This window comes from Mesorhizobium sp. KR2-14 (genome assembly GCF_040049255.1).
In the GTDB taxonomy this organism is placed as follows: domain Bacteria; phylum Pseudomonadota; class Alphaproteobacteria; order Rhizobiales; family Rhizobiaceae; genus Pseudaminobacter.
In genome coordinates this window covers 639,385-661,332 of the sequence record NZ_JBDZDR010000001.1, presented here as the reverse complement: position 1 = coordinate 661,332, position 21,948 = coordinate 639,385, and the positions used below count along the sequence as shown (strand labels likewise).

The window sequence follows — 21,948 nt, the reverse complement described above, 5'->3', positions numbered from 1 at the left end:
CTCACCCCTCGACGAAGATCAGCGCCGGCGTTTCCAGCAGCGTCTTGACGCGCTGGATGAAAACGGCGGCATCCCAGCCGTCGACCACGCGGTGGTCGAAGCTGGAGGAAAGGTTCATCATCTTGCGTGGAATGAACTGCGTGCCGTCCCACACCGGGCGCACCATGATCTTGTTGACGCCGACGATCGCCACTTCCGGATGGTTGATGACCGGCGTGGTGACGACGCCGCCCATTGCGCCGAGCGAGGTGATGGTGATGGTCGAGCCCGAAAGTTCCTCGCGCGTGGCGGTGCCGGCCTTGGCGGCATCGGCCAGGCGACTCACCTCGGCCGCGCAATCCCAGATGTCGCGCGCCTCGGCATGGTGCACCACGGGCACCATCAGGCCGCTCGGGGTCTGGGTGGCGATGCCGATATGCACGCCGCCATATTGATGCACCACGCCCGCCTCGTCGTCGAAGATGGCGTTGACATTGGGCTGGTCGGCTATCGCCTTCACCATGGCCCGCATCAGGAAGGGCAACAGCGTCAGCTTCGGCTGGTCGGCGCGCTTTTGCTTGTTGAGCGCCGCGCGCAGGTCTTCCAGCGCGGTGACGTCGATTTCCTCGACATAGGTGATGTGCGGGATGCGCGACTTCGCCACCGCCATCTTCTCGGCGATGCGGCGGCGCAGGCCCACCACCTTGATGTCTTCCACCGTCGTGTTCCGGACGAGGCCGGGCGCCGGGGTGGGGGCGATCTGCGGGCCCCGTGCGAGGAATGCGTCGATGTCCTCGTGCGTGATGCGGCCGGCCGGGCCCGTGCCGGGCACCTGGCGCAGGTCGATGCCGGCTTCGGTCGCGCGCAGGCGAATGGCGGGCGCGGCGATGGGTTTTTCGCCCTCGGCACTGGGCGCGAAGGTCGGCTGACCCCCACCCCTAACCCCTCCCCACAAGGGGGAGGGGGATGGCATCGCGCCTGTCGCCTGGGGGGCGGCTTTAACTTGAGCGGCCTTAACCGGGGCAATTTCAACCGGTGCAGCAACCGGTTCCCCTCCACCTTGTGGGGAGGGGCTAGGGGTGGGGGTATGCGGCGTCTCCATCTGCGGTTCCGGTTGTGCTTCGGCTTCGCCCTCCACCTTCAACCTGATCAGCGGCGAGCCCACCGCGATCACGTCGCCGATCTCGCCGCCCAGCCACGTGATCTCGCCATGGACGGGCGAGGGGATTTCCACGGTCGCCTTGTCGGTCATCACGGCGGCCAGCATTGTGTCCTCGCGCACCAGGTCGCCGACCTTGACGTGCCACTCGACAAGCTCGGCTTCCGCCACGCCTTCGCCGACGTCCGGAAGCTTTATCACGTGCTCGGCCATGCTCACGCCTCCATCGTTTCGCGCATGGCCTGCCCGAGGCGGGCGGGGCCGGGAAAATAGTCCCACTCCTGTGCGTGCGGGTAGGGCGTGTCCCAGCCGGTCACGCGGGCGATGGGCGCCTCGAGATGGTAGAAGCAGTGCTGCTGCACCAGCGCCGCCAGTTCCGCGCCGAAGCCGGATGTCAGTGTAGCCTCGTGCACGATCACGCACCGCCCGGTCTTGTTCACCGAGGCGACGATGGTCTCCAGATCGAGCGGCAGCAGCGTGCGCAGGTCGATGATCTCGGCGTCTATGCCGGTTTCGTCGGTCGCGGCCTCGGCCACATAGACCATGGTGCCGTAGGCGAGGATGGTCATAGCCGACCCTTTGCGGCGCACCGAAGCCTTGCCGAGCGGCACGACGAAATGGCCGTCCGGCACTTCGCCCAGCGGGTGCTTCGACCATGGAGTGACAGGCCGTTCGTGATGTCCATCGAAGGGGCCATTGTAGAGCCGCTTCGGCTCCAAAAAGATCACCGGGTCGGGGTCTTCGATGGAGGCGATCAGCAATCCTTTGGCGTCATAGGGGTTGGAAGGCACCACCACCTTCAGGCCCGAGACGTGGGTGAACAGCGCCTCCGGGCTCTGGCTGTGCGTCTGGCCACCGAAAATGCCGCCGCCGGTCGGCATGCGCACCACGATGGGGCAGGTGAACTCGCCGTTGGAGCGATAGCGCAGGCGCGCCGCCTCCGAGACGATCTGGTCGTAGGCGGGGTAGACATAGTCGGCGAACTGCACCTCCACGCAGGGGCGAAGGCCGTAGGCGGCCATGCCGATCGCAGCGCCCACGATGCCGGATTCGCTGATCGGCGCATCGAAGCAGCGGGTCTTGCCGTATTTCTGCTGCAACCCTTGCGTGCAGCGGAACACGCCGCCGAAATAGCCGACATCCTCGCCGAACACGACGACGGTGTCGTCGCGCGCCATCGACACGTCCATGGCGCTGCGGATCGCCTCGATCATGGTCATTCTGGCCATGGTCTACACCCCCGCTTCCTGCCGCTGGCGCCGCAGATGCGGCGGCATCTCGGCATAGACGCCTTCGAACATGTCGCGCGTGGAGGGCTTGCCGCCCGCATGCAGCGTGCCGTGGCTCTCGGCTTCCTTCTGCGCGGCGATGACGGCGTCGAGGATTTCGGCCTCCGCCTGCTTGTGGCGCTCTTCCGACCAGACGCCCTTGAGGATCAGGTGGTTCTTCAGGCGCAGCACCGGATCGCCTAGCGGCCAGGCCGATGACTCCTCCTTTGGCCGATAGGCGGAGGGATCATCAGAGGTCGAATGCGCGCCGACGCGATAGGTGACATATTCCACCAGCGTCGGCCCGAGATTGCTGCGGGCGCGCTCGGCGGCCCATTTGGCCACCGCATGGACGGCCAGATAGTCGTTGCCGTCCACGCGCAGGGCCGGAATGCCGAAGCCGAGGCCGCGCGCGGCAAATGTGCCGGAGCCGCCGCGGGCGATGCCCTGAAAGGTGGAGATCGCCCACTGGTTGTTGACGATGTTGAGGATGACCGGCGCCTTGTAGGTGGAGGCGAACACAAGTGCTGCGTGAAAATCGCTTTCGGCGGTCGCGCCGTCGCCCACCCAGCCGGCGGCGATCTTCGTGTCGTTTTTGATGGCCGAGGCCATCGCCCAGCCGACGGCCTGGATGTACTGCGTGGTGAGGTTGCCCGAGATCGAGAAGAAGCCGTGCTCCTTCGACGAATACATGACAGGCAGCTGGCGGCCCTTCAGCGGGTCGCGCTCGTTGGAGAAGATCTGGTTCATCATGTCGACCATCGGATAGCCGCCCGCGATCAGCAGGCCGGCTTGCCGATAGGTCGGAAAGTTCATGTCGCCGGGGGCAAGCGCCTTTCGGAAGGCGCAGCTCACCGCTTCCTCGCCCATGTGCTGCATGTAGAACGAGGTCTTGCCCTGGCGCTGCGCCATCAGCATGCGGGCATCGAAGGTGCGCAGGGTCATTATGTCGCGCAGCCCCTGCAGCAGTTCCTCGTCGGTCAGTGTACCGGCCCAGGGGCCGACGGCCTCGCCCTCGCGGTTCAGCACGCGGATGATGGAATAGGCGAGGTCGCGGATTTCCCTGGGATCGACGTCGATCGCGGGGCGCGGCACGGAGCCGGCTCTGGGAATGGGAACGTTGGAGAAGTCCGGCGTGCCGCCGGGGCGAACCTCAGGCTCGGGAACGTGAAGGCTGAGCGGTCCATGTTCGGTCATGCGGCCAATTCCTCCCGGTTCCGGTTGGCCAAGACACTCGACACCGCCATTCTTTCCACCCCGGCGGATGGCAATCAACCCCTGCGGCCAGCCACGGGGCGCTCTGGACCAATGCGCCGCGGTGATGTTTCATCCAAGCCGAAACTTTATGAGCCGCTCCAGGCGCGTCTGCTTCTTTCGTGTCTGTGCGAGAATTTCGAACAGCGTTTCATGTCTTGCTGGCCCATTGCTTTTTTCACTCACATGAGAAACTTTTTCCTATCCGTTACTAACGGTGGCTCATGCGGACAAATGCATCTAAGCTAATGAGCCGGAGAGGGGAGAGGAGACCGACATGCCTGCCTTGCTGCCGCCGCTTTACCAGGGTCATGCACCGATCATGCTTCACCAGGCGTTTCACGATGCGCTGGAAGCCTATGAGGAGTGGCGGCTCGATGCGCCGGAGCCTTGCGTCGAAGTAGAAGGCAGGAGCGTGGCCATAAGCGCCGTCTTCGGCCGGATGCGTTCCTGCACCGACCTCATCCCCGTCCGCACGCTGGATGCGCTGCATGATATTGTCGGCAAGGCGGCGCGGGAACTGGGCGAAGAGCAGGTCACCTATGCACATGCCGCGTTGCTGTTGCGGGCCTTGTGCGTGGAGCGACTCAAGGGCTGAGCTGATTTTTCCGAGTTTTCAGATCTGCGGAATTTTTGAAACCAGGTTTCTAGCAGAAAGAATTCTTGGAAAAAAAATCTCGATTCGCCACGGAAAATCGCAATCGACAAAATCTACAAAACTCATAGACTATTCGGGATCATGGAGGTCTCGATGGCTCGCAGCTTGCAGTCCACGGCAAAATGGCACCGCGCCCGCACGTCGCTGGCCATTCGCCGCCGCGGTTTCCGCTTCGGGCTGGAGATCCTGATTTTCGCGCTTGCCGTCGGTTTTGCAGCGGCGCTGGTGTTCGGCCTCATCGGCTGACCGATACAAGGAGGCGCCCGTCAGGCGCCGCTGGCTTTCAGACCCTGTACTTTATGGTGCGCAGCACGTCGTCATTGTCGGCGTCGCGCATGGCGGCCAGGCTGCGATTGTCCAGAACCTCGGCAATGGCCTGGCGGACTTCCAGCATCATGTGGCGAACCTGGCAGGTGGCCTCGTCGCAATCCTCGCAGCGCTGGTACTGCGTGCGGCTGGCGCAGGAAATGGGCGCCAGCGGGCCATCCAGCACGCGCACCACATGGCCGATCCTGATCTCGGAGGCCGGGCGCGCGAGCCGGTAGCCGCCATCCTTGCCCTTGCGGCTCTGCACGAAGCCCGCATTGCGCAACTCGCCCAGAATGGCGTCGAGGAATTTCTTGGGAATGTTGTTGGAGACGGCGATATCGTTGACGAAGGCGAATTGACCGACCGGCAGGCCCGAGAGATGCACCAAGGCCTTGAGGCCGTATTTGCCTTTTTTAGTCAGCATATCCGCGAGAACTCACAGAAAATACGCCAATGCCTGTGGCGAGCGTTTGTGTGCAAATAATGACAGCACGCCCCTGGATGGCACGCATGCCTTCCATAAGAGTGCCTGTCGGCATAGACAAGCGCAAACTCGTTGACGTTCGGTGACTTTCCTGCGGTTTCTATCCACTGGCGAGCAAAGACGTGTCACGCGGCAAAAACGCGTCCGCGCCGCACCGCCACGAAGCCTTCGTCGCCGGCGCGCGCCCGCGTTTCCGGCGCAACGTCGAGCTCCAATACACTGCCATGATCGGGAGCCACCAGCAGCCGGCGGCCCCCCGGATGGTCGATGACGCGCAGGATCTTCGCCGCCACGCCGTCCCTATCTGCAGTCCAGTCAAGATCCCCCGGGCGCAGGAACACTTCTGCCTTGCCGTCGGCCACGCCGGGGGCGGGCAGGGTGGCATCGCCGACCTTCGCCAGACCGTTCACCACGGTGGCCGGCAGGCGGTTGGTGTCGCCCAGGAAACTCATCACGAAGGGCGAGTTCGGCTCGCGGCACACCTCTTCCGGCGTGCCTTGCTGCACGATGTCGCCATCCTTGAGGATCACGACGCGGTCGGCAAGGTCGAGCGCCTCTTCCTGGTCGTGGGTCACGAACAGCGTGGTGATGCCGAGCTCGTCATGGATTTCGCGCAGCCAGCGGCGCAGGTCGCGGCGCACATTGGCATCTAGAGCGCCGAAGGGTTCATCGAGGAGCAGCACTTTCGGGTCCACGGCAAGCGCGCGGGCCAGCGCCACGCGCTGCCTCTGGCCGCCGGAGATCTGCGAGGGGAAGCGCTCGCCCAACCCGTCGAGCTTGACGAGGCGCAGCAGTTCAGCCACGCGCGCGGCGATCTCCTGCTTACTGCGCTTGACCTTCGACACTTTCATGCCAAAGGCGACGTTTTCGGCGACCGTCATGTGCGGGAACAGCGCATAGTGCTGGAAGACAAAACCGACGCCCCGGTCGCGCACGGGAATGTCGGTGGCGTCTATGTCGCCAAAATGGATCTTGCCGCTGTCGGCATATTCCAGCCCCGCGACCATGCGCAGTATGGTCGTCTTGCCCGAGCCCGAGGGGCCCAGCAGCGCCACCAGCTCTCCGCTTTCGATCTCCAGCGACACGCCATGCACGGCGCGGAACGTGTCGAAGCTCTTCACGACATTGTCGAGGCGGATTTTCACGTCGTTTTCTCCGAGGCGAGTTGGGGGATGACCGCAGCGGCTTTCGGCGTGGCAAGCGCGGGGCGGCCGCGGCGGCCTGCGCCCTGGCGCTCCAGCAGTACCTTCGCGATCAGCGTCACCACCGCCAGTACGGCGAGGATGGAGGCGACGGCAAAGGCGCCGGCGGTCTGGTAGTCGTGGTAGAGCAGCTCGATGTGTAGCGGCATGGTGTTGGTCTGGCCGCGAATGTTGCCCGAAACCACCGAGACGGCGCCGAACTCGCCCATCACGCGGGCGTTGCACAGCACCACGCCATAGAGCAGCGCCCAGCGGATGTTGGGCAGCGTGACCGAGAAGAAGGTGCGCCAGCCCGAGGCGCCGAGCGAGGTGGCGGCTTCCTCCAGGTCGCGGCCCTGCGCCTGCATCAGCGGGATCAGCTCGCGCGCGACGAAGGGCGCGGTGACGAACATCGAGGCAAGCACGATGCCCGGTAACGCAAATAGGATCTTTACGTCGGCCGCCTGCAGCGCGGGGCCGAACAGGCCTTGCAGGCCGTAGACGAAGAGGTAGGCCACGCCCGCGACGATGGGCGAGATCGAGAAGGGGATCTCGATGACGATCAGCAGGAAGCGGCGGCCTCGGAAATCGAACTTGGTGATTGCCCAGGCGGCGGCGACGCCGAAGACGGTGTTGACCGGCACCGCGATCAGCGCCGTCACCACCGTCAGATAGATGGCGTGGCGGGTGTCAGCATCGGTGATGGCGGCGGCATAGACCGCCCAGCCCTTGGAGAAAGCCTCAACGCCAATGACGACCAGCGGTGCGACGACGAAGAACGCAGTCACCACCAGCACGGTCGCGATCAGGGCGCGGCGGAAGACGCGATTGTCGCCGACGCGCGGCGGCTTCTTTGCTGTGCTTGCGCTCATGGTCTCAGGCCCTTTGCGTGTAGCGCAGCGCGCGCGCCTGCAAGAGGTTGGTCACTGCCAGCATCGCGAAGGCGGTTATCAGCAGCACCGAGGCGATCGCGGCTGCGGCCTGGTAGTCGTATTCCTCGAGCCGGATGAAGGTCAGCAGCGCCGTGATCTCGGTCTGGAACGGCTGATTTCCGGCGATGAAGATGATGGCGCCGAATTCGCCCAGGCTGCGGGCGAAGGCGAGCGAGATGCCGGCCAGCAGGGCCGGTGTCAAAAGCGGCAGGATCACCTTGCGGAAGATCGCGCTGTCCGAGCCGCCGAGCGACTGTGCGGCTTCCTCCAGCGCCGGGTCGAGGTCTTCAAGCACTGGCTGCACCGTGCGCACGATGAAGGGCAGGCTGGTGAAGGCCATGGCGATCATGATGCCGAGCGGGGTGTAGGCCACCTGAATGCCGAGCTTGCCGAGATAGGCGCCAAACCAGCCACTGGGCGCAAACAGCGCCGTCAGCGCAATGCCGGCCACGGCCGTGGGCAGAGCGAAGGGCAAGTCCACCAGCGCATCGATGAAGCGGCGCCCCGGAAAGCGATAGCGCACCAGAACCCAGGCCAGCGCGAAGCCGAAAATCACGTTGAAGACCGTTGCAGCGAGCGCGCACAGTACCGTCACACGGTAGCTCGCCACCGCGCGGCCGGACGAAACTATGCGCCAGTAATCGGTGAAGCCGAGGCTCGCCGCCTTGTAGACCAGCGCGCCGAGCGGCAGCACGACGATGATCGAGACATAGAGCAGCGTTAGCCCGAGCGTCAGATGCAGGCCCGGCAGGACACGTCGTTTCACGCTGCCGCCCCTCGGGAAAGGAAGGAAGCGTCGGGCACTCCATGACACCCCCCTCTGTCCTGCCGGACATCTCCCCCACAAGGGGGAAGATTGGCTGTCATCGCTGCTTTCGCCAATCTCCTACGTTGCAGAGAAAGCGGCGCGGTTGCGGCCGGCTGATCTCCCCCCTTGTGGGGGAGATGTCCGGCAGGACAGAGGGGGGCAACGTAGAACGCCAAGATCGCTATCCGTATGCTTTTCACAAAAAATGAGCCCGGCGGAGAGACGCCGGGCATCGGTGCCAAGATTGTGCCGGCGTCAACGTTCGCCGTAGATCTGGTCCAGCAGCGCGCCGGAGGCGAAGTGCTCGGCCTGCACCTTGTCCCAGCCGCCGAACACGTCCTCGACGGTCACCAGGCGAACCTCGGGGAACTTGTCCTTGAACTCGGCCACGACGTTTTCATCGCGCACGCGGTTGCCGTGCTCGGCCAGGATCTTCTGGCCTTCCGGCGTGTAGAGGAAGTCGAGATAGGATTTCGCCAGCTCACGGGAGCCCTGCTTGTCCGCCACCTTGTCGACGATGGCAACCGGGAACTCGGCCAGCAGGCTGACGGAGGGGGCGACCTGCTCGAACTTGTCCTCGCCGAATTCCTTGCGGATGCCGGTGGTTTCGGATTCGAAGGTGATCAGCACGTCGCCGATGTTGCGTTCCACGAAGGTGGTGGTGGCGGCGCGGCCGCCGGTGTCGAACACCGGCACGTTGTTGAACAGCTTGGAGATGAACTCCTTCACCTTCTCCTCGTCGCCGTTGAAGGCCTCGCGGGCATAGGCTGTGGCGGCCAGATAGGTGTAGCGGGCATTGCCCGAGGTCTTCGGGTTAGGGAAGACGACCTTCACGTCGTCGCGGACGAGATCGCCCCAGTCCTTGATGTTCTTGGGGTTGCCGGCGCGCACCAGGAAGGAGGGCAGCGAATAGAAGGGCGAGGCCTGGTTGGGGAAGTTGCTCTTCCAGTCTTCCGAGACAAAGCCGTTCTTGACCAGGAAGTCGATGTCGGTGACCTGGTTGAAGGTCACCACGTCGGCCTCCAGCCCTTCCACGATCGCCCGGGCCTGCTTGGAGGTGCCGGCATGCGATTGGTCGATGGTGACGCCCGGGTGCTGGGCGGCGAAGGCCTTGTTGACGTCCACGAACAGTTCGCGCGCCACGTCGTAGGAGGCGTTGAGCAGCTTGTCGGCGGCAAGCGCCGAGGCGGGGGCGGCGAGCAGGCCGGCAATGGCCGCGCCGACGAGCAGGAAACGTCTCATTCAATCAACTCCAGAATCAATGGACGGCTTGGTGTCCGGTATCGAAGGCCAAACTAGCCAGAGGTGGCGCAGCGCGCGAGGAATGGCCGCCCCCGTTGCGTGCGCAAATGGGAAAGGCTGGGTCCCGTGATCTGCCGCGATTGGAAAATTATTTCCAGGAGATGGAAGTGATGGTGCGGAAGCCAGTGTTTTTGCGGCTCGCCCAAAATTCTTTTCCGAAGAACCGGTTTCCGTCCCGTTCCCGGCGCTGGCCGGAATCGCGTTCCCGGCAGGCGCACCCGTTTCCGTCGTCCTCGGGCCGGAGCACGAGCGTAGCGAAGTGCCAAGGTTCCGGGGATCCATGCCTCGACCTCGACGAGGCCAAAGCCGGCCCAGAACTCAAAAGCCGGAAACCCTCACGCGGCCGGAAACACCTTCCACCGGCGCGGGCGGAAGGCGACGCGGGTCTTCTGCGCCGCCGGGTGCTCGATGGGCAGCTCGATCTCCACTTGCTGTCGCGCGCCGCCAATCTCCAGCTCCACACGCCGTGTGCCGGCCACGCGACGACTGGCCGCCACCGTGCCGGCGATGCAGCCGCTGCAGCCGTCGAGCAGCTCCACATCGTGCGGCCGGAAATAGAGCGTCGCCTTGCCATCGGGCGCGTCCGGCGCTGAAAGCCCGATGGGCCGGTCGGCGACCCAGAGCTGCCCGTCCTCGATCTTGACCGGCAGCGAGCTGGAATCGCCGACGAAACCGTAGACGAAGGGCGAGTTGGGCGTGTCGTAGACCTCGTCGGCGGTGCCCACCTGCTCGATGCGCCCCTGGCTCATGACCACGACGCGGTCGGCCAGCTCCAGCGCTTCTTCCTGATCGTGGGTCACGAAGACGGTTGTGTGGCCGGTGGCATCGTGGATCTCGCGCAACCAGCGGCGCAGTTCGCGCCGCACCTGCGCGTCGAGCGCGCCGAAGGGTTCGTCCAGCAGCAAAACCTTGGGCTCGATTGCCATGGCGCGCGCCAGCGCTACCCGCTGGCGCTGGCCGCCGGAAAGCTGGGCCGGATAGCGCTTCTCCAGCCCCGAAAGCTGCACCAGGTCGAGCAATTCGGAGGCGCGGCGGCGGATCTCGGCCTTGGGCGGCCGCGTCGCGCCGGGGCGGACCTTCAAGCCGAAGCCGATATTGTCGGCCACCGTCATGTGCCGGAACAGCGCGTAGTGCTGGAAAACGAAGCCGACATTGCGCTCCTGGATGGTGCGCTGTGAGGCGTCCTCGTCGCCGAAATAGATCTTTCCGCGCGTCGGCTTTTCCAGCCCGGCAATGAGGCGCAGAAGCGTCGTCTTGCCCGAGCCGGACGGCCCCAGAAGCGCGATCAGCTCGCCCGATTTGATGTCCAGCGAAACGTCGTGGAGTGCCGGGAAGCGGTCGAACTCCTTGCGTACATTGGCAACGCGAACTTCCATGAAATTACCCTTGTCCCCAAATGCGTTCGTCAATGCCCGCGGCTGGCGGCGATGGCGTGGCCGTAGCGGATTTCCAGAATGGTCTTCAGCACCAGCGTCACCAGTGCCAGCCCCGCCAGCAGCGAGGCCACCGCGAAGGCGCCGACGGCGTTGTATTCGTTGTAAAGAATTTCGACATGCAGCGGCATGGTGTTGGTCAGCCCGCGAATGTGGCCAGACACCACCGAAACCGCGCCGAACTCGCCCATGGCGCGGGCGTTGCAAAGAAGCACGCCATAGAGCAGGCCCCATTTGATGTTGGGCAGGGTGACGTACCAGAAGGCCTGCCAGCCGTTGGCGCCGAGCGACAGCGCTGCCTCCTCGTCGCCGCTGCCCTGTTCCTGCATCAGCGGGATCAACTCGCGCGCCACGAAGGGGAAGGTCACGAACATGGTTGCCAGCACAATGCCGGGCACCGCGAACAGGACCTCGATGCCGTGGCTCTTCAGCCAGGGGCCGAGCAGGCTGCTTGCGCCGAACAGCAGCACATAGACGAGACCCGAAATGACCGGCGAGACCGAGAAGGGCAGGTCGATCAGCGTGATCAGGAAGGCCTTGCCCTTGAACTCGAACTTGGCGATCGCCCAGGCCGCGGCCACGCCGAAGACGAGGTTGAGAGGCACGGCAATCGCTGCCACCAGCAAGGTCAGGCGGATCGCGGAGATCGTGTCGGGATCGACAAGCGTTTCGAAATAGGGGTCCCAACCGCGCTTGAACGCCTCGGCGAAAACCAGGACCAGCGGCAGCAGCAGGAAGACGGCGACGAAGGCGAGGGCCAGCGCCAACAGCACCCAGCGCGTGGCGCGGCTTTCGCTGATGGCCGAGGCGCGCGTATCACGGGTGTCGGCCGCGGCGGTGAAGGAGAGATCAACCATAGCGCTTGCGGCTCCAGGACTGGATCAGGTTGATGACAAGCAGCATCAGGAATGAGATCGCCAGCATGATCGTGGCGATCGCGGTCGCGGCGGCATAGTGGTATTCCTCCAGCCGGATGACGATCAGAAGCGGCGCGATTTCAGACACATAGGGCAAGTTGCCGGCAATGAAGATCACCGAGCCGTATTCGCCAACGCCGCGCGCGAAGGCGAGCGCGAAGCCGGTGACGATGGCCGGCGCCAGGCCCGGCAGCAGCACCCGCGTGATGGTCTGCAAGCGGCTGGCGCCGAGGGTTGCGGCGGCTTCCTCGACCTCCCGGTCAATCTCCTCGATGATGGGCTGCACCGTGCGCACCACGAAGGGCAGGCCAATGAAGATCAGCGCGATCACGATGCCCAGCGGCGTATAGGCCACCTTGATGCCGAGTGGGGCGAGCAGGCTGCCGACCCAGCCCTTGGGCGCATAAAGCGAGGTCAGCGCAATGCCCGCCACGGCCGTGGGCAGGGCGAAGGGCAGGTCGACCATGGCGTCGATGACGCGCCGGCCGGGAAAGCGGTAGCGCACCAGCACCCAGGCCACGAGCGTGCCGAAGACCACATTGACGGCGGCCGCGATCAGCGCCGTGCCGAAGCTGACCCGTAGCGCGCTGACCGTGCGTCGGTCGGTGGCGATGGCCCAAAAGTCCGCCCAGCCTAGCGAAGCCGAGCGCCAGACCAGCCCCGAAAGCGGAATGAGGATGATGAGGGTGAGGTAGGCAAGCGAGAAGCCGAGCGTCAGTCCGAAACCCGGGATCACGCTCGGCAGTTTAAATCGCCACCCTGCCTGGGCGGTTGCTGTGTTCATGTGTTCCCCGTTTTTTATCGTCGCCGGTCGCCATCGGCGCCATCATAGCATGCCCTGCCAGAGTGGATGACGCGGCGCTGTCCAAAGTCGCGTCAGGCTTTTCCCGGCGGGCTGGATCGCAAAGGGCTGCTATTGGCCCGGCTTGTAGAGCTGGTCGAAGATGCCGCCGTCCCCGAAGTGCTCGGGCTGCACCTTCTTCCAGCCGCCGAAGATCGGATCGTCGATGCTGACGAGCTTGAGCTCGGTCAGCTTCTGCAGGTCCTCGGCCGGAACGAGTTCCGGCTTGGACGGCCGGTAGTGGTGCCTGGCGGCGATACGCTGGCCTTCTTCCGAGTAGAGATGGCCGAGATAGGCTTCGGCCACCTTGCGGGTGCCCTTGGCTTCGACATTGCCGTCGACCACCGCCACCGGCGGTTCGGCAAGAATGGAAGAGGGCGGGATGACGATGTCGAACTGGTCGGCGCCGAATTCGTCGAGCGCCAGATAGGCTTCATTCTCCCAGGCCAGCAGCACGTCGCCCAGGCCGCGCTCCGCGAATGTCACGGTGGCGCCGCGCGCGCCTGTGTCGAGCACCGGCACATGCTTGTAGAGGCTGGCGATGTAGTCCTTGATCCTGGCCTCGTCGCCGCCGAACTGGTTGTGCGCCCAGGCCCAGGCGGCCAGATAGTTCCAGCGCGCGCCGCCGGAGGTCTTGGGGTTGGGCGTGATGACCTGAAGATCGTCCTTGACCAGGTCGCCCCAATCCTTGATGTCCTTGGGATTGCCCTTGCGGACCAGGAAGATGATGGTCGAGGTGTAGGGCGAGGAATTGTTGGGCAGCTTGCCGCGCCAGTCGGGCGCGATCTTGCCCGTCTTCTCGGCGATGGCGTCGATGTCGCCTTCAAGCGCCAGCGTCACCACATCGGCGTCCAGCCCATCGATCACGGCGCGAGCCTGCTTGCCGGAGCCGCCATGCGAGGTGCGGATCGTCACCGTCTCGCCGGTTTCGGCCTTCCAGTGCCTGGCAAAGGCGTCGTTGTAGTCCTTGTAGAGTTCGCGGGTCGGATCGTAGGACACGTTCAGGATCGTCGTGTCGGCGAATGCGAAGCCGAAAACCCCGAACTGCACCGCGCCGGCGAGGAGGCCGGCAAGAAGGAAACGCGGTCGAAATTGGGTCATGTCTGCCTCCGTTGAATAACCATACTCTATCGATTTGGTGGAGTTTGCATGCGCCGGTTCGTGCCAAATTTTGTATGCCGGGGCAATTTTCCTCACTTCGCCCCTCGGCCGGGACGGAATTATTTTCCGGCGGAGAGGAGCGGCATCAACGGGGCAGAGGTGCTTCGGTTCCCCAGCGGGCATGTAGGGAAGCCCCACGCCCGCTGAAGATCGCCGGGGCGCTCCTCACTCCACGAACACCTTCACGCTTGCCGCGCGGCCGGCGGCGTCGATCACGGTCAGCGTCGAATAGCCGGTGCCGTCGGGCTGCCAGGTGGCGGTGCGACGGCGGGAAGGCTCTTCCAGCGGCTTGCCGTTGGCCAGCCAGCGGAAGGGTGCGCGGCCGCCCTGCAGCTTCAGCACCAGCGGCGTGGCGACGTTCGAGGCGGCGGCAAGGTCGACATGAGCGCCGTCGGGCGGGAATACGATCTGCGGCGCCGGTTCGGTCGGCGCAACTGCCACCAGCCCGTCGGCTGCCGGTGAAAAGCGCTGCTGCGTGACCGGCAGGTCGGCGCGGGTGGTGCGGAAGGCGCCTGCCGGCGCGCGACCGAGCGGCACGGCGGCAAGGCCGGATTTTGCAAATCCTTCGAACAGGATGGGCGCGGCGGAAGCGTAGCCGGAAAGGCCGGGCACGGAGCCGGCATCCGCGCGGCCCACCCACACGCCCAGCACGTGGCGCCCGTCGAAGCCGACAGACCATGCATCGCGATAGCCGTAGGAGGTGCCGGTCTTGTAGGCGATGCCGCGCGGCGAGGCGCCTTCCGGCGGCCGAACGCCTGACAATATGTCGGCGATCTGCCATGTCGCATGTTCATCGAGAATGGTGCCGCCGCTGTTTTCGACCGGCGCGGTCTCGGTGCCGTCGCGCAGCGTGCGCGCCTTTCCGCCATTGGCGAGCCCGGTATAGAGCTGCACCAGGTCGCGCAGCGACACGCCGACGCCGCCGAGGCCGATGGCCAGCCCCGGCGCCTCGCCCTTGGGCAGAACGGGCGTGACGCCGGCCTGCCGGAAGCGCGCCGTCAGCCGCGCCGGGCCAACCGCGTCGAGTAGACGCACGGCAGGTACGTTGAGCGAAAGCTGCAGCGCCTGACGCACGCTGACATCGCCCTGATAGCTCATGTCGAAATTGCGCGGACGGTAGCCGGAGAAGTCGGCCGGGCGGTCCTCGATCATCGTTTCCTGGGCGATCAGGCCCTGTTCCATCGCCAGCCCGTAGATGAACGGCTTCAGGGTCGAACCCGGCGAGCGCACGGCGCGCGTCATGTCGATCCAGCCGGAGCGGCCGCCGTCGAAATAGTCGGCCGAGCCGACTTCGCCGAGGATCTCGCCATTGCTGGCATCGGCCAGCACCATGGCGACGGAAATGCGCGGGCCCAGTCTTTCGGCGGCATTTCTGGCGACCGCTTCCAGCCCTTCCTGCACGCGCTTGCTCAAGGTCAGCCTGTGCCGGCTTTCGGAAGGCGCCTTGCGCAAGGCGGTGTCGGCGACATGGGCGGCGAGTGCCGGCAGGGCAAGGCGGGTGCCGGCCACGGCCTCCCCCGCGGCACGGTCGGCCTCCGGCTCGTTCAGCACGCCGGCCGTCACCATGCGCGCCAGCACGCGGTCCCGGGCGGCTTCCGCCACGTGGCGGTTGCGGTCGGGACGGCGGCGCTCGGGCAATTGGGGCAATGCAACCAGCAGCGCCGCTTCCGACACGGTGAGCCGGCGCGGCTCCTTGCCGAAATAGGCGAGGGAAGCCGCGCGCACGCCTTCGAGATTGCCGCCATAGGGTGCAAGCGTCAGGTAGCGTTCGAGGATTTCGGTCTTGGACAGCCGCCGCTCGATCTGGAAGGCGCGCAGCACCTGCCGCAGCTTGGAGCCGAAGCTGCGGCTTTCGCGCGGCTCGATCAGGCGCGCAAGCTGCATGGAAAGCGTGGAGCCGCCCGAGACAATACGGCCGTTGCCGGCGAACTGTTTCGCCGCCCGCATGAGCGCCAGCGGGTCGACACCGCCATGCTCGAAGAAGCGCTTGTCCTCATAGGCGATCAGCATTTCCACGAACTGCGGATCGACTTGGTCAAGGCGGGTGTCCAGCCGCCAGAAACCGTCCGGCGTCGCATAGGCGCGCAAGAGTGCTCCGTCGCGGTCTACCACCTCGGTGGAGACGGCAAGTCGCGCGGGCAGCGGCGGCGGGTAGGCGCGGTCGAGCGCATAGAGAGCGCCCATTACGCCGGCGAGGCCGATGGCAGCCGGGGCGGAAAGTGCAAGTGTGCGCAGCCGGGTCATGGCGTGGCTCCGCAACGCTGGTAACGTATCCGGCTACCACCCCCCTCTGGCCTGCCGGCCATCTCCCCCACAAGGGGGGAGATAAGATGTCGCGACGGCTTTCGCCAATCCTCAACGTTGCAGGAAGGGCGGCAGCGCCGCAACTGCCAATCTCCCCCCTTGTGGGGGAGATGGCCGGCAGGCCAGAGGGGGGTATTTCCAGCCATCGGTTTCGCTCGCCTTACGGCGCCGCCACCTCCATCATGCCGGTCGAGGTGCGGGCCGAATATTGTGGCCGGTACATGTCCTCCACACTTGCGGCCGGGTGGGCATAGAGGCCCGGCGTTACCGCGCGCACCACATAGGCCAGGGTCATTGCGCTGGCATCGCCGGCCTGCCGGTCGAAGGCTGCAACAAAACGGTCGTTGCGGAATTCGAGATGCGCGGGCTCCGTGCGCTCCAGCCACGGGAAGTTGGAAAGGTCGGCGCTGGACACCAGACCCGGATTGTCGATCTCGAAGCCGGCCGGCAGCAGGTCGGTCACCAGCACGCGCGATGGCCAGTTATTGAGCGCGTCGATCTTCAGAACCACGACGAAGCGGTGGTTCTGCTGAACGCTGGTGACGTTCGCCTCCGAGCCGTCGAGCGCGTAATATGTGCGCTGTATGTTGAAGCCATTGCCGCCGGCGGGCAGCGGCTGCGAAGGCGCTGCCACGGCGGTCACCACCGCCTGTACGGGCTCGCCGCCGGTGTTGGCGATCACAACCGGGTTGTCGGCCAGCACGCTCCCGTCGATGCGCTCGGAATAGACACCGCCATGCGGGGTGCCGTTGACGGTGAGCTGGATGGCCTCGTTGTCGGCCCTCAGCGCGCGCGCGGCCAGCAGCATCCAGGCCTGGTCCTGCGTGCTGAGATTTTCAGTAGCCCTGCGCTCGGCGGTCACGAGGCCGATCAGCTCCGGCACCACCCTCGGCGTCGGCCGGCTTTCGGCCGCCAGCGCCAGCATGCCGGCGCCGTCGCGCAGGCGCGAGCCGTAGTCGGAGCGGGCGAGGTCGTGCGGCGTGGCCTTGGCCAGTGCCAGCGCGGCGCCGAAGGTTGCCTCCGAGCGCTGCTGGTCGCCATAGAGCGCAAGGCTCGCGGCCAGCTGCGCCACCGCCATCGGGCTCGAGAACGCCTCGAGCTGCGTGTCGGAATAATAGCGCAGGTCGCCGATCGAGGCCTTCTTGTTGCGGGCCAGGACATAGAGCGCATATGCGATGTCGCTGCCGCGGCTCTGCAGGTCGGTGGTATAGGTCAGCGCGTTCTGCAAATTGTTCAGCGCCGACATCATGGCCTCGCGCGGCACGTCATAGTTCTTCTCTCGCGCGCGGGTCAGGAAGTCGGTGACATAGGCGTCGAGCCACAGGTCGCCCGAGCCCGGACCCCACAGGCCGAAGCCGCCCGCAGACGACTGGTTGTTGAGCACGCGGTAGATCGCATCCTGGATGCGCTGGCGCATCTCCGGATCGTCGGCCATGCCGGCGCTCTGCGCCATCTCGCTGAGATAGAGCAGGGGAAGCGCGCGGCTGGTGGTCTGCTCGGCGCAGCCATAGGGATAGCGGTCGAGCGTCATCAGCAGCGACGGCACGTCGAAGGCCGCGGCGCGCGATACGCCGATGCTGACATGGGCGCCGTCGAGCAGGCTCGCCGCCAGAAGCTCGCGGTCGACGCGCAGGCTGCCGCCATTGGCCGCCAGGTCCACCACGGTGCGGGTGGTGATCGGCAGTTCGGCCGGCCGCACCGGCAGCGACAGGGTCTGCTCGACGCTGACGCCGCTGTCATTGGCGAGGCGGATGGTGAGGCCCGCTTCGCCGGTCGCATGCGCGGTAAGCGGCAGGGTCAGCGACTGGCGCTTGCCGGACGTCAGCGTCACCTTGCCGGGAGCCGCGCTGCCGTCGACCGCGAGATTGCCGCTCGGCTCGACCGACAGGTTGTAGTCGCCTTCCGGCGCGTCGGTGTTGGCGATGTCGAGGCGCATCGTCGCCTGGTCGCCGGGCGTCAGGAAGCGCGGCAGGCTGGCGGTGATCACCACCGGGTCGCGCACGATCACGTCGGTCACGGCGTGGCCCACGGCCTCCCTGGTCCAGGCCACGGCCATTACCCGCACCGTGCCGTTGAACTGCGGCAGGTCGAATTCCACCGTCGCCCGGCCTTCGCCGTCCAGTTGCACCGGGCCGGAGAAGAAGGCGACCAGCTTTTCGGTCGGCGGGCTACCCTCGACGGCCATGTTGCCGCCGTCGCCGCCGGTGCGCAGCCTGCCGGTGGTGCCGAGCGATCCGTCGATCAGCCGGCCGTAGAGGTCGCGCAGCTCAAGTCCGAGCTGGCGCTGGCCGAAGAACCAGCTTTCGGGGTCGGGCGCCTGGTAGCGGGTGAGGTTGAGGATGCCGACATCCACCGCCGCGACCATCACATAGGCCTCGCTTGCGGCGGACGTGCCAGTGACGGCAACGGGAACGGAAAGCGTGCGGCGCGGCTCGGTCTTTTCCGGCGGCGAAAGCGTGACGCCAAGCTGTTTCTCGCCCGGCTCGACCGCAAGCCATTTCACGCCGATGGCGCGGGCCGGCATGCGCGATTCCTGCGCATTGCCCGGCCGGTAGAGCGTGGCGGTCACATAGGCGCCCGCGCCCCAGTCGTCGCCGACCGGAATGTCCACCGTCGCGCCGCCTTCCGGCACCGTCGCGGTGAAGGTTCTGAGCAGCCGGTCGGCACCCACCGTCACCAGAAGCTCGCCGGCAAAGCGCGGCGAAACCTGCAGCTTGGCCGTCTCGCCGGCGGCATAGGCGTTCCTGTCCAGCGCGATCTCCAGCCCGTCCGGCGTCTCGGTCGAGGTTGCTTCCACGAACCAGCCGGCATCGAACTCGTAGCTGGTCATCGGGCCGGCCGGATCAGCGGTCGCGACCTCCAGCCGGTAGCGGCCCCATTCGACCGGCAACGTAATGGATGCTTCGCTGTCGGCGGCAACGTCGACCTGGCCGTTGGCGATGGCGCGGGTGAAGGTCACCGGCTCATAGTTCCAGTAGTTGTTTGCGCGGTACCATTGGTAATTGCGCTCGATCTTGATGAGCGACCAGCGCGCGCCCTTCATCTCCTTGCGCTCGCCATATGCACTCGTCGCGATGATGCTGAACCTGGCGGTCGAGCCCTGCGGCACCTCGTTGCCGGAGAATTCGGGGCGGATCCCCAGCATGTCGCCTTGCGGGCGAACGGCGATGTCGAGCGCGCGCTCCACCGCGCGGCCGCCGCTTTCGCGCATGCGCACGGTGACGGCCGCATTGAGCAGGCGTGTGGTGGAGGGCACCTGGTCGACCGCCACCGGGAACGTGGTCTTGCCGTCCTCGCCCGTCGGCGGCAGGTCCAGCGGAGTGCGCGTCGCCTCGCCCTCCTGCTCGTCCGCGAGTCCGAAGGAGAAGCCGGGGAAACGCTCCCAATCCCGCTTCGTGGAGACGGTGACCTCGCCCTCGAGCGCCAGGCCGGCGGCGGGCGCGCCATAGAGGAAGCGTCCGTCGACGGTCACGTTGGCCGCTTCGCCGGGCGCGATTTCGCTGCGGTCGCTGGTGAGGTCGAATTCGATGCGGTCGGGCACGAAATCCTCGACCAGGAACACCTGCCTGGCCACCGCGGGCTGCTTGGGGTCGGTGTGGATCGCCACGTTCCAGGTACCGCGCATGGCATTAACCGGCAGGGTCAAGTCCACGGCATGGCCGCCGGCCTTGCCGCCGTCGGAGATGATCCGGCGGTCTTCCACGCCGTCAGGTCGCGTAAAGATAAAGGTGAGCGGCAGGTTCTCCACCGCCCTGGCCGCCTCGTCACGGGCAAGGGCGGCCACATGCACCTCTTCACCGACGCGGTAGATGCCGCGTTCGGTCCAGGCATAGACGTCGAGTGCGGCGGGCGCGGCGCGGCCGGCGACGCCACGGTCGGAAAGGTCGAAGCCGGCGCGGGTCATGTCGAGGAAGACGAAGTCGCTGTCGCCCTGGCTGGCCATCAGCACGGCCGGCACCATGCCGCCCGTGCCGCGCGTCAGGCCAGGCGTGAAGGTGGCGCGGCCCGCCGCATCGGTCGTGGCCTTGCCGAGAACTTCGTTGTTGCGGGCAAGCAGCGTCAGTTCGACGCCCGAAAGCGGCTGCGCGGTGCCGAGCGAGCGGGCAAACGCGTTCAGCCCGTCCTGGCCGGTATAGGTCGACAGGCCGATGTCGGAGACGACGAACCATTGCGTGGCGCGGGCTTCGTAGCTCTCGCTGCGGTCGTTCTGCGGCTGCGCCGTGAGCACGTAGACGCCGGGCCTGCGGTTGGGCAGCGCCTCGTCGATCGGGAAGCTGGTGGTGACTTCCTTGTTGAGCTCGTTGCCGGCGGTCTCGATCTGGCCTTCCCAGATCGGCTCGCCCATCTGGTCGGAAACGCTGGAGATGTCGTAGCCGTCGAGCTGGCGCAGGAACTGGTAGCCGGACAGAAGCTGGGCCAGCGACCGGTCGCCAATGCGGAAGAGCTTCACATCGGCAACGGCGGTGTTGACGCTGACCAGCGGAATGCCGCGCCGCGCCGTGGCGGGCAGGACAAAGCTGTCGCCGGTGAAGCGCACGGAAGGCGAGCGGTCCTTCACATAGATCGACAGCGTCACCGGCGCGGCCAGCGCCTCGCCGACCGCCGCCGGCAGGCCAGCACGGAAGGTCACGCGGTAATGGCGGCCGTGTTCCAGACCCTCGACGCAGATCTGCTTGTCCTTGGCCTCGATCGCCTTCGGCGTCGCATCGTCGAGCTTCACGAAAGAGGTATAGTCAACGCCGGTTCTTACCAGATCCTCGGAGAACTGGGCGCAGATGCGCGGCGTGGCGGCATCGCGGTCGATCGAATGATCAACGATGCGAAAGCCCTTGCGCGCCTTCAGGTCCTCGTATTCCGCGCGCACGGAAGCGGAGTTTTCAAGCGCCAGGCTTGCTTCAAAGGCCTGCAGGGCAGGGCGGTAGAGTTCGCGCTTGTCTAGCCCTGCGGCCAGCACGGCAAGCGCCTCGGCGCGCGCGGCCGCGCTGCGGGAAAGCTGGTAGCCGTTCCATGCGGCCGAGGTCGCGTCGCGCTGGAGCCTGACTGCCTCTTCCTCGTTTGCCGGCGCCGTACCAAGGATGGCGCGGGCAAGCTCGATCCACAGCGCGCCGTCGTCGGGTGCGGTGGCCACGGCCGAGGTAAACTTCTGCATGGCGGTGCGCGGGTCGCCGTTGCGCATTGCCTCGCGCCCGGCGTCCGTCAGGGCGGCAAGGCCTTCCTCGCCCACCGGCACCGAACCGTTGGTCAGGCTGGCGTGAAAGCGGCGTGCCTCATCCACCATGTTTGCGGCGAAGAAGGACAGCGGGGGCGGCGCGCCGATGTCGGGTGCGCTGTCGCGCAGCACCACCTTGCCCGCCACCGCGCCGGGAAAGGGATTGAGGTGGCTGAAGTCGGACTTCAGGAAGCACCACTTCGCCTTGGGGTTGTAGGTGAAGGCGCGGCAGGCGCTGTCGCCCAGGCAGGTGCTCTTGCACTGGTCGAGCGTGACATTCTGCACGGAGCGAAGGTCGAAGCCGAAATAGTCGCTGTCGGGCGTCGTGGCAATTGCGCGGGCTTCGACCGCCAGCGCCGGCGACCATGAGAGAAGCATGGCAAGGAGTGCGAAAGCCGACCAGATACGAGCAGCGCGAATTGCCATGAGCTTCCTCCGGACTCTGGTGCCTTCCCGTGTCCATGATCAAGAGCACTGGCTTTGCTTGTCAACATGGACGCGGCCGCAGGCTAGCCCACGCACATGTGATTTGTACGTCAGCCTCCTGCAGCGCGCGTTTCTTGCGAGTGTTGCGTGCCCGCGGATAGTAGCTTCCGCCACTTTCCACAGGTTTTGGCCCCGAGGGCGAAATAAGCAGGCGGGCAAGGCAGCGTGAAGCCTTGGCTGGCCCCACGTTGAGCCCGATCTGGTGCTGTTCGCTTCCCGGATTTGGCCGTAGTTTCTATGGCTCGCGAAAAAAATGCTCGAAT

At 65.9% G+C, this 21,948-nt stretch carries 16 protein-coding genes; 2 read left to right on the top strand and 14 right to left on the bottom strand.

The window, feature by feature from the left end; genetic code table 11:
* Position 1 precedes the first annotated feature (1 nt).
* The 3 genes from ABLE86_RS03070 to ABLE86_RS03060 are packed head-to-tail and all read right to left on the bottom strand — an operon-like array spanning position 2 to position 3,603.
* Positions 2-1,351 carry a dihydrolipoamide acetyltransferase family protein gene (locus ABLE86_RS03070; protein ID WP_348777431.1) on the bottom strand — a complete coding sequence of 450 codons (1,350 nt, stop codon included), beginning with the start codon at positions 1,349-1,351 and terminating at the stop codon, positions 2-4.
* A gap of 2 nt (positions 1,352-1,353) precedes the next feature.
* Entirely contained in the window at positions 1,354-2,367 is a 1,014-nt protein-coding gene (locus ABLE86_RS03065; RefSeq protein WP_348777430.1) for an alpha-ketoacid dehydrogenase subunit beta, read from the bottom strand.
* Between the two features lie 3 nt (positions 2,368-2,370).
* Positions 2,371-3,603, bottom strand: coding sequence for a 3-methyl-2-oxobutanoate dehydrogenase (2-methylpropanoyl-transferring) subunit alpha (locus ABLE86_RS03060; protein ID WP_348777429.1), 1,233 nt, complete (start codon positions 3,601-3,603; stop codon positions 2,371-2,373).
* Positions 3,604-3,937: 334 nt separating this feature from the next.
* On the opposite strand from ABLE86_RS03060, the gene ABLE86_RS03055 reads away from it, so the two are divergent.
* Positions 3,938-4,258 carry a hypothetical protein gene (locus ABLE86_RS03055; RefSeq protein ID WP_348777428.1) on the top strand — a complete coding sequence of 107 codons (321 nt, stop codon included), beginning with the start codon at positions 3,938-3,940 and terminating at the stop codon, positions 4,256-4,258.
* 153 nt (positions 4,259-4,411) lie between these two features.
* Entirely contained in the window at positions 4,412-4,564 is a 153-nt protein-coding gene (locus ABLE86_RS03050) for a hypothetical protein (protein WP_348777427.1), read from the top strand.
* A gap of 37 nt (positions 4,565-4,601) precedes the next feature.
* On the opposite strand, the gene ABLE86_RS03045 is transcribed toward ABLE86_RS03050, so the two are convergent.
* From ABLE86_RS03045 to ABLE86_RS02995, 11 genes are all read right to left on the bottom strand, one after another.
* Positions 4,602-5,051 carry an Rrf2 family transcriptional regulator gene (locus ABLE86_RS03045; protein WP_348777426.1) on the bottom strand — a complete coding sequence of 150 codons (450 nt, stop codon included), beginning with the start codon at positions 5,049-5,051 and terminating at the stop codon, positions 4,602-4,604.
* 185 nt (positions 5,052-5,236) lie between these two features.
* Positions 5,237-6,256 (bottom strand): sulfate/molybdate ABC transporter ATP-binding protein, encoded by a 1,020-nt coding sequence (locus tag ABLE86_RS03040; RefSeq protein WP_348777425.1) that lies wholly within the window; start codon positions 6,254-6,256, stop codon positions 5,237-5,239.
* The gene (cysW, locus tag ABLE86_RS03035) at positions 6,253-7,164 is read right to left on the bottom strand and encodes a sulfate ABC transporter permease subunit CysW (RefSeq protein WP_348777424.1); all 912 of its coding nucleotides are present in this window, start codon (positions 7,162-7,164) and stop codon (positions 6,253-6,255) included. Before cysW (ABLE86_RS03035) ends, ABLE86_RS03040 begins: the two co-directional genes overlap by 4 nt.
* A 4-nt stretch (positions 7,165-7,168) precedes the next feature.
* Positions 7,169-7,990: a sulfate ABC transporter permease subunit CysT gene (cysT, locus tag ABLE86_RS03030; RefSeq protein ID WP_348777423.1), complete on the bottom strand. Its 822-nt coding sequence runs from the start codon at positions 7,988-7,990 to the stop codon at positions 7,169-7,171.
* A 297-nt stretch (positions 7,991-8,287) separates the two neighbouring features.
* Positions 8,288-9,274, bottom strand: coding sequence for a thiosulfate ABC transporter substrate-binding protein CysP (gene cysP / locus ABLE86_RS03025; RefSeq protein WP_348777422.1), 987 nt, complete (start codon positions 9,272-9,274; stop codon positions 8,288-8,290).
* A gap of 395 nt (positions 9,275-9,669) precedes the next feature.
* Positions 9,670-10,710 (bottom strand): sulfate/molybdate ABC transporter ATP-binding protein, encoded by a 1,041-nt coding sequence (locus ABLE86_RS03020; RefSeq protein ID WP_348777421.1) that lies wholly within the window; start codon positions 10,708-10,710, stop codon positions 9,670-9,672.
* A gap of 29 nt (positions 10,711-10,739) precedes the next feature.
* Complete coding sequence (gene cysW / locus ABLE86_RS03015; protein ID WP_348777420.1) at positions 10,740-11,624, bottom strand: sulfate ABC transporter permease subunit CysW; 885 nt, start codon at positions 11,622-11,624, stop codon at positions 10,740-10,742.
* Positions 11,617-12,468: a sulfate ABC transporter permease subunit CysT gene (gene cysT / locus ABLE86_RS03010; RefSeq protein ID WP_348777419.1), complete on the bottom strand. Its 852-nt coding sequence runs from the start codon at positions 12,466-12,468 to the stop codon at positions 11,617-11,619. Before cysT (ABLE86_RS03010) ends, cysW (ABLE86_RS03015) begins: the two co-directional genes overlap by 8 nt.
* 129 nt (positions 12,469-12,597) lie before the next feature.
* Positions 12,598-13,626 carry a sulfate ABC transporter substrate-binding protein gene (locus ABLE86_RS03005; RefSeq protein ID WP_348777418.1) on the bottom strand — a complete coding sequence of 343 codons (1,029 nt, stop codon included), beginning with the start codon at positions 13,624-13,626 and terminating at the stop codon, positions 12,598-12,600.
* Between the two features lie 225 nt (positions 13,627-13,851).
* Positions 13,852-15,870, bottom strand: a complete 2,019-nt coding sequence (gene pbpC / locus ABLE86_RS03000; protein WP_348777735.1) for a penicillin-binding protein 1C — start codon at positions 15,868-15,870, stop codon at positions 13,852-13,854.
* 280 nt (positions 15,871-16,150) lie between these two features.
* Positions 16,151-21,625: an alpha-2-macroglobulin family protein gene (locus ABLE86_RS02995; protein ID WP_348777417.1), complete on the bottom strand. Its 5,475-nt coding sequence runs from the start codon at positions 21,623-21,625 to the stop codon at positions 16,151-16,153.
* Positions 21,626-21,948 lie beyond the last annotated feature (323 nt).

Coding starts and splice junctions, on each gene's coding strand:
- ABLE86_RS03070 (WP_348777431.1), bottom strand. CDS start 1,351: ATGGCCGAGCACGTGATAAAGCTTCCGGACGTCGGCGAAGGCGTGGCG.
- ABLE86_RS03065 (WP_348777430.1), bottom strand. CDS start 2,367: ATGGCCAGAATGACCATGATCGAGGCGATCCGCAGCGCCATGGACGTG.
- ABLE86_RS03060 (WP_348777429.1), bottom strand. CDS start 3,603: ATGACCGAACATGGACCGCTCAGCCTTCACGTTCCCGAGCCTGAGGTT.
- ABLE86_RS03055 (WP_348777428.1), top strand. CDS start 3,938: ATGCCTGCCTTGCTGCCGCCGCTTTACCAGGGTCATGCACCGATCATG.
- ABLE86_RS03050 (WP_348777427.1), top strand. CDS start 4,412: ATGGCTCGCAGCTTGCAGTCCACGGCAAAATGGCACCGCGCCCGCACG.
- ABLE86_RS03045 (WP_348777426.1), bottom strand. CDS start 5,051: ATGCTGACTAAAAAAGGCAAATACGGCCTCAAGGCCTTGGTGCATCTC.
- cysW (WP_348777424.1), bottom strand. CDS start 7,164: ATGAGCGCAAGCACAGCAAAGAAGCCGCCGCGCGTCGGCGACAATCGC.
- cysP (WP_348777422.1), bottom strand. CDS start 9,274: ATGAGACGTTTCCTGCTCGTCGGCGCGGCCATTGCCGGCCTGCTCGCC.
- ABLE86_RS03020 (WP_348777421.1), bottom strand. CDS start 10,710: ATGGAAGTTCGCGTTGCCAATGTACGCAAGGAGTTCGACCGCTTCCCG.
- cysW (WP_348777420.1), bottom strand. CDS start 11,624: ATGGTTGATCTCTCCTTCACCGCCGCGGCCGACACCCGTGATACGCGC.
- cysT (WP_348777419.1), bottom strand. CDS start 12,468: ATGAACACAGCAACCGCCCAGGCAGGGTGGCGATTTAAACTGCCGAGC.
- ABLE86_RS03005 (WP_348777418.1), bottom strand. CDS start 13,626: ATGACCCAATTTCGACCGCGTTTCCTTCTTGCCGGCCTCCTCGCCGGC.
- pbpC (WP_348777735.1), bottom strand. CDS start 15,870: ATGGGCGCTCTCTATGCGCTCGACCGCGCCTACCCGCCGCCGCTGCCC.
- ABLE86_RS02995 (WP_348777417.1), bottom strand. CDS start 21,625: ATGGCAATTCGCGCTGCTCGTATCTGGTCGGCTTTCGCACTCCTTGCC.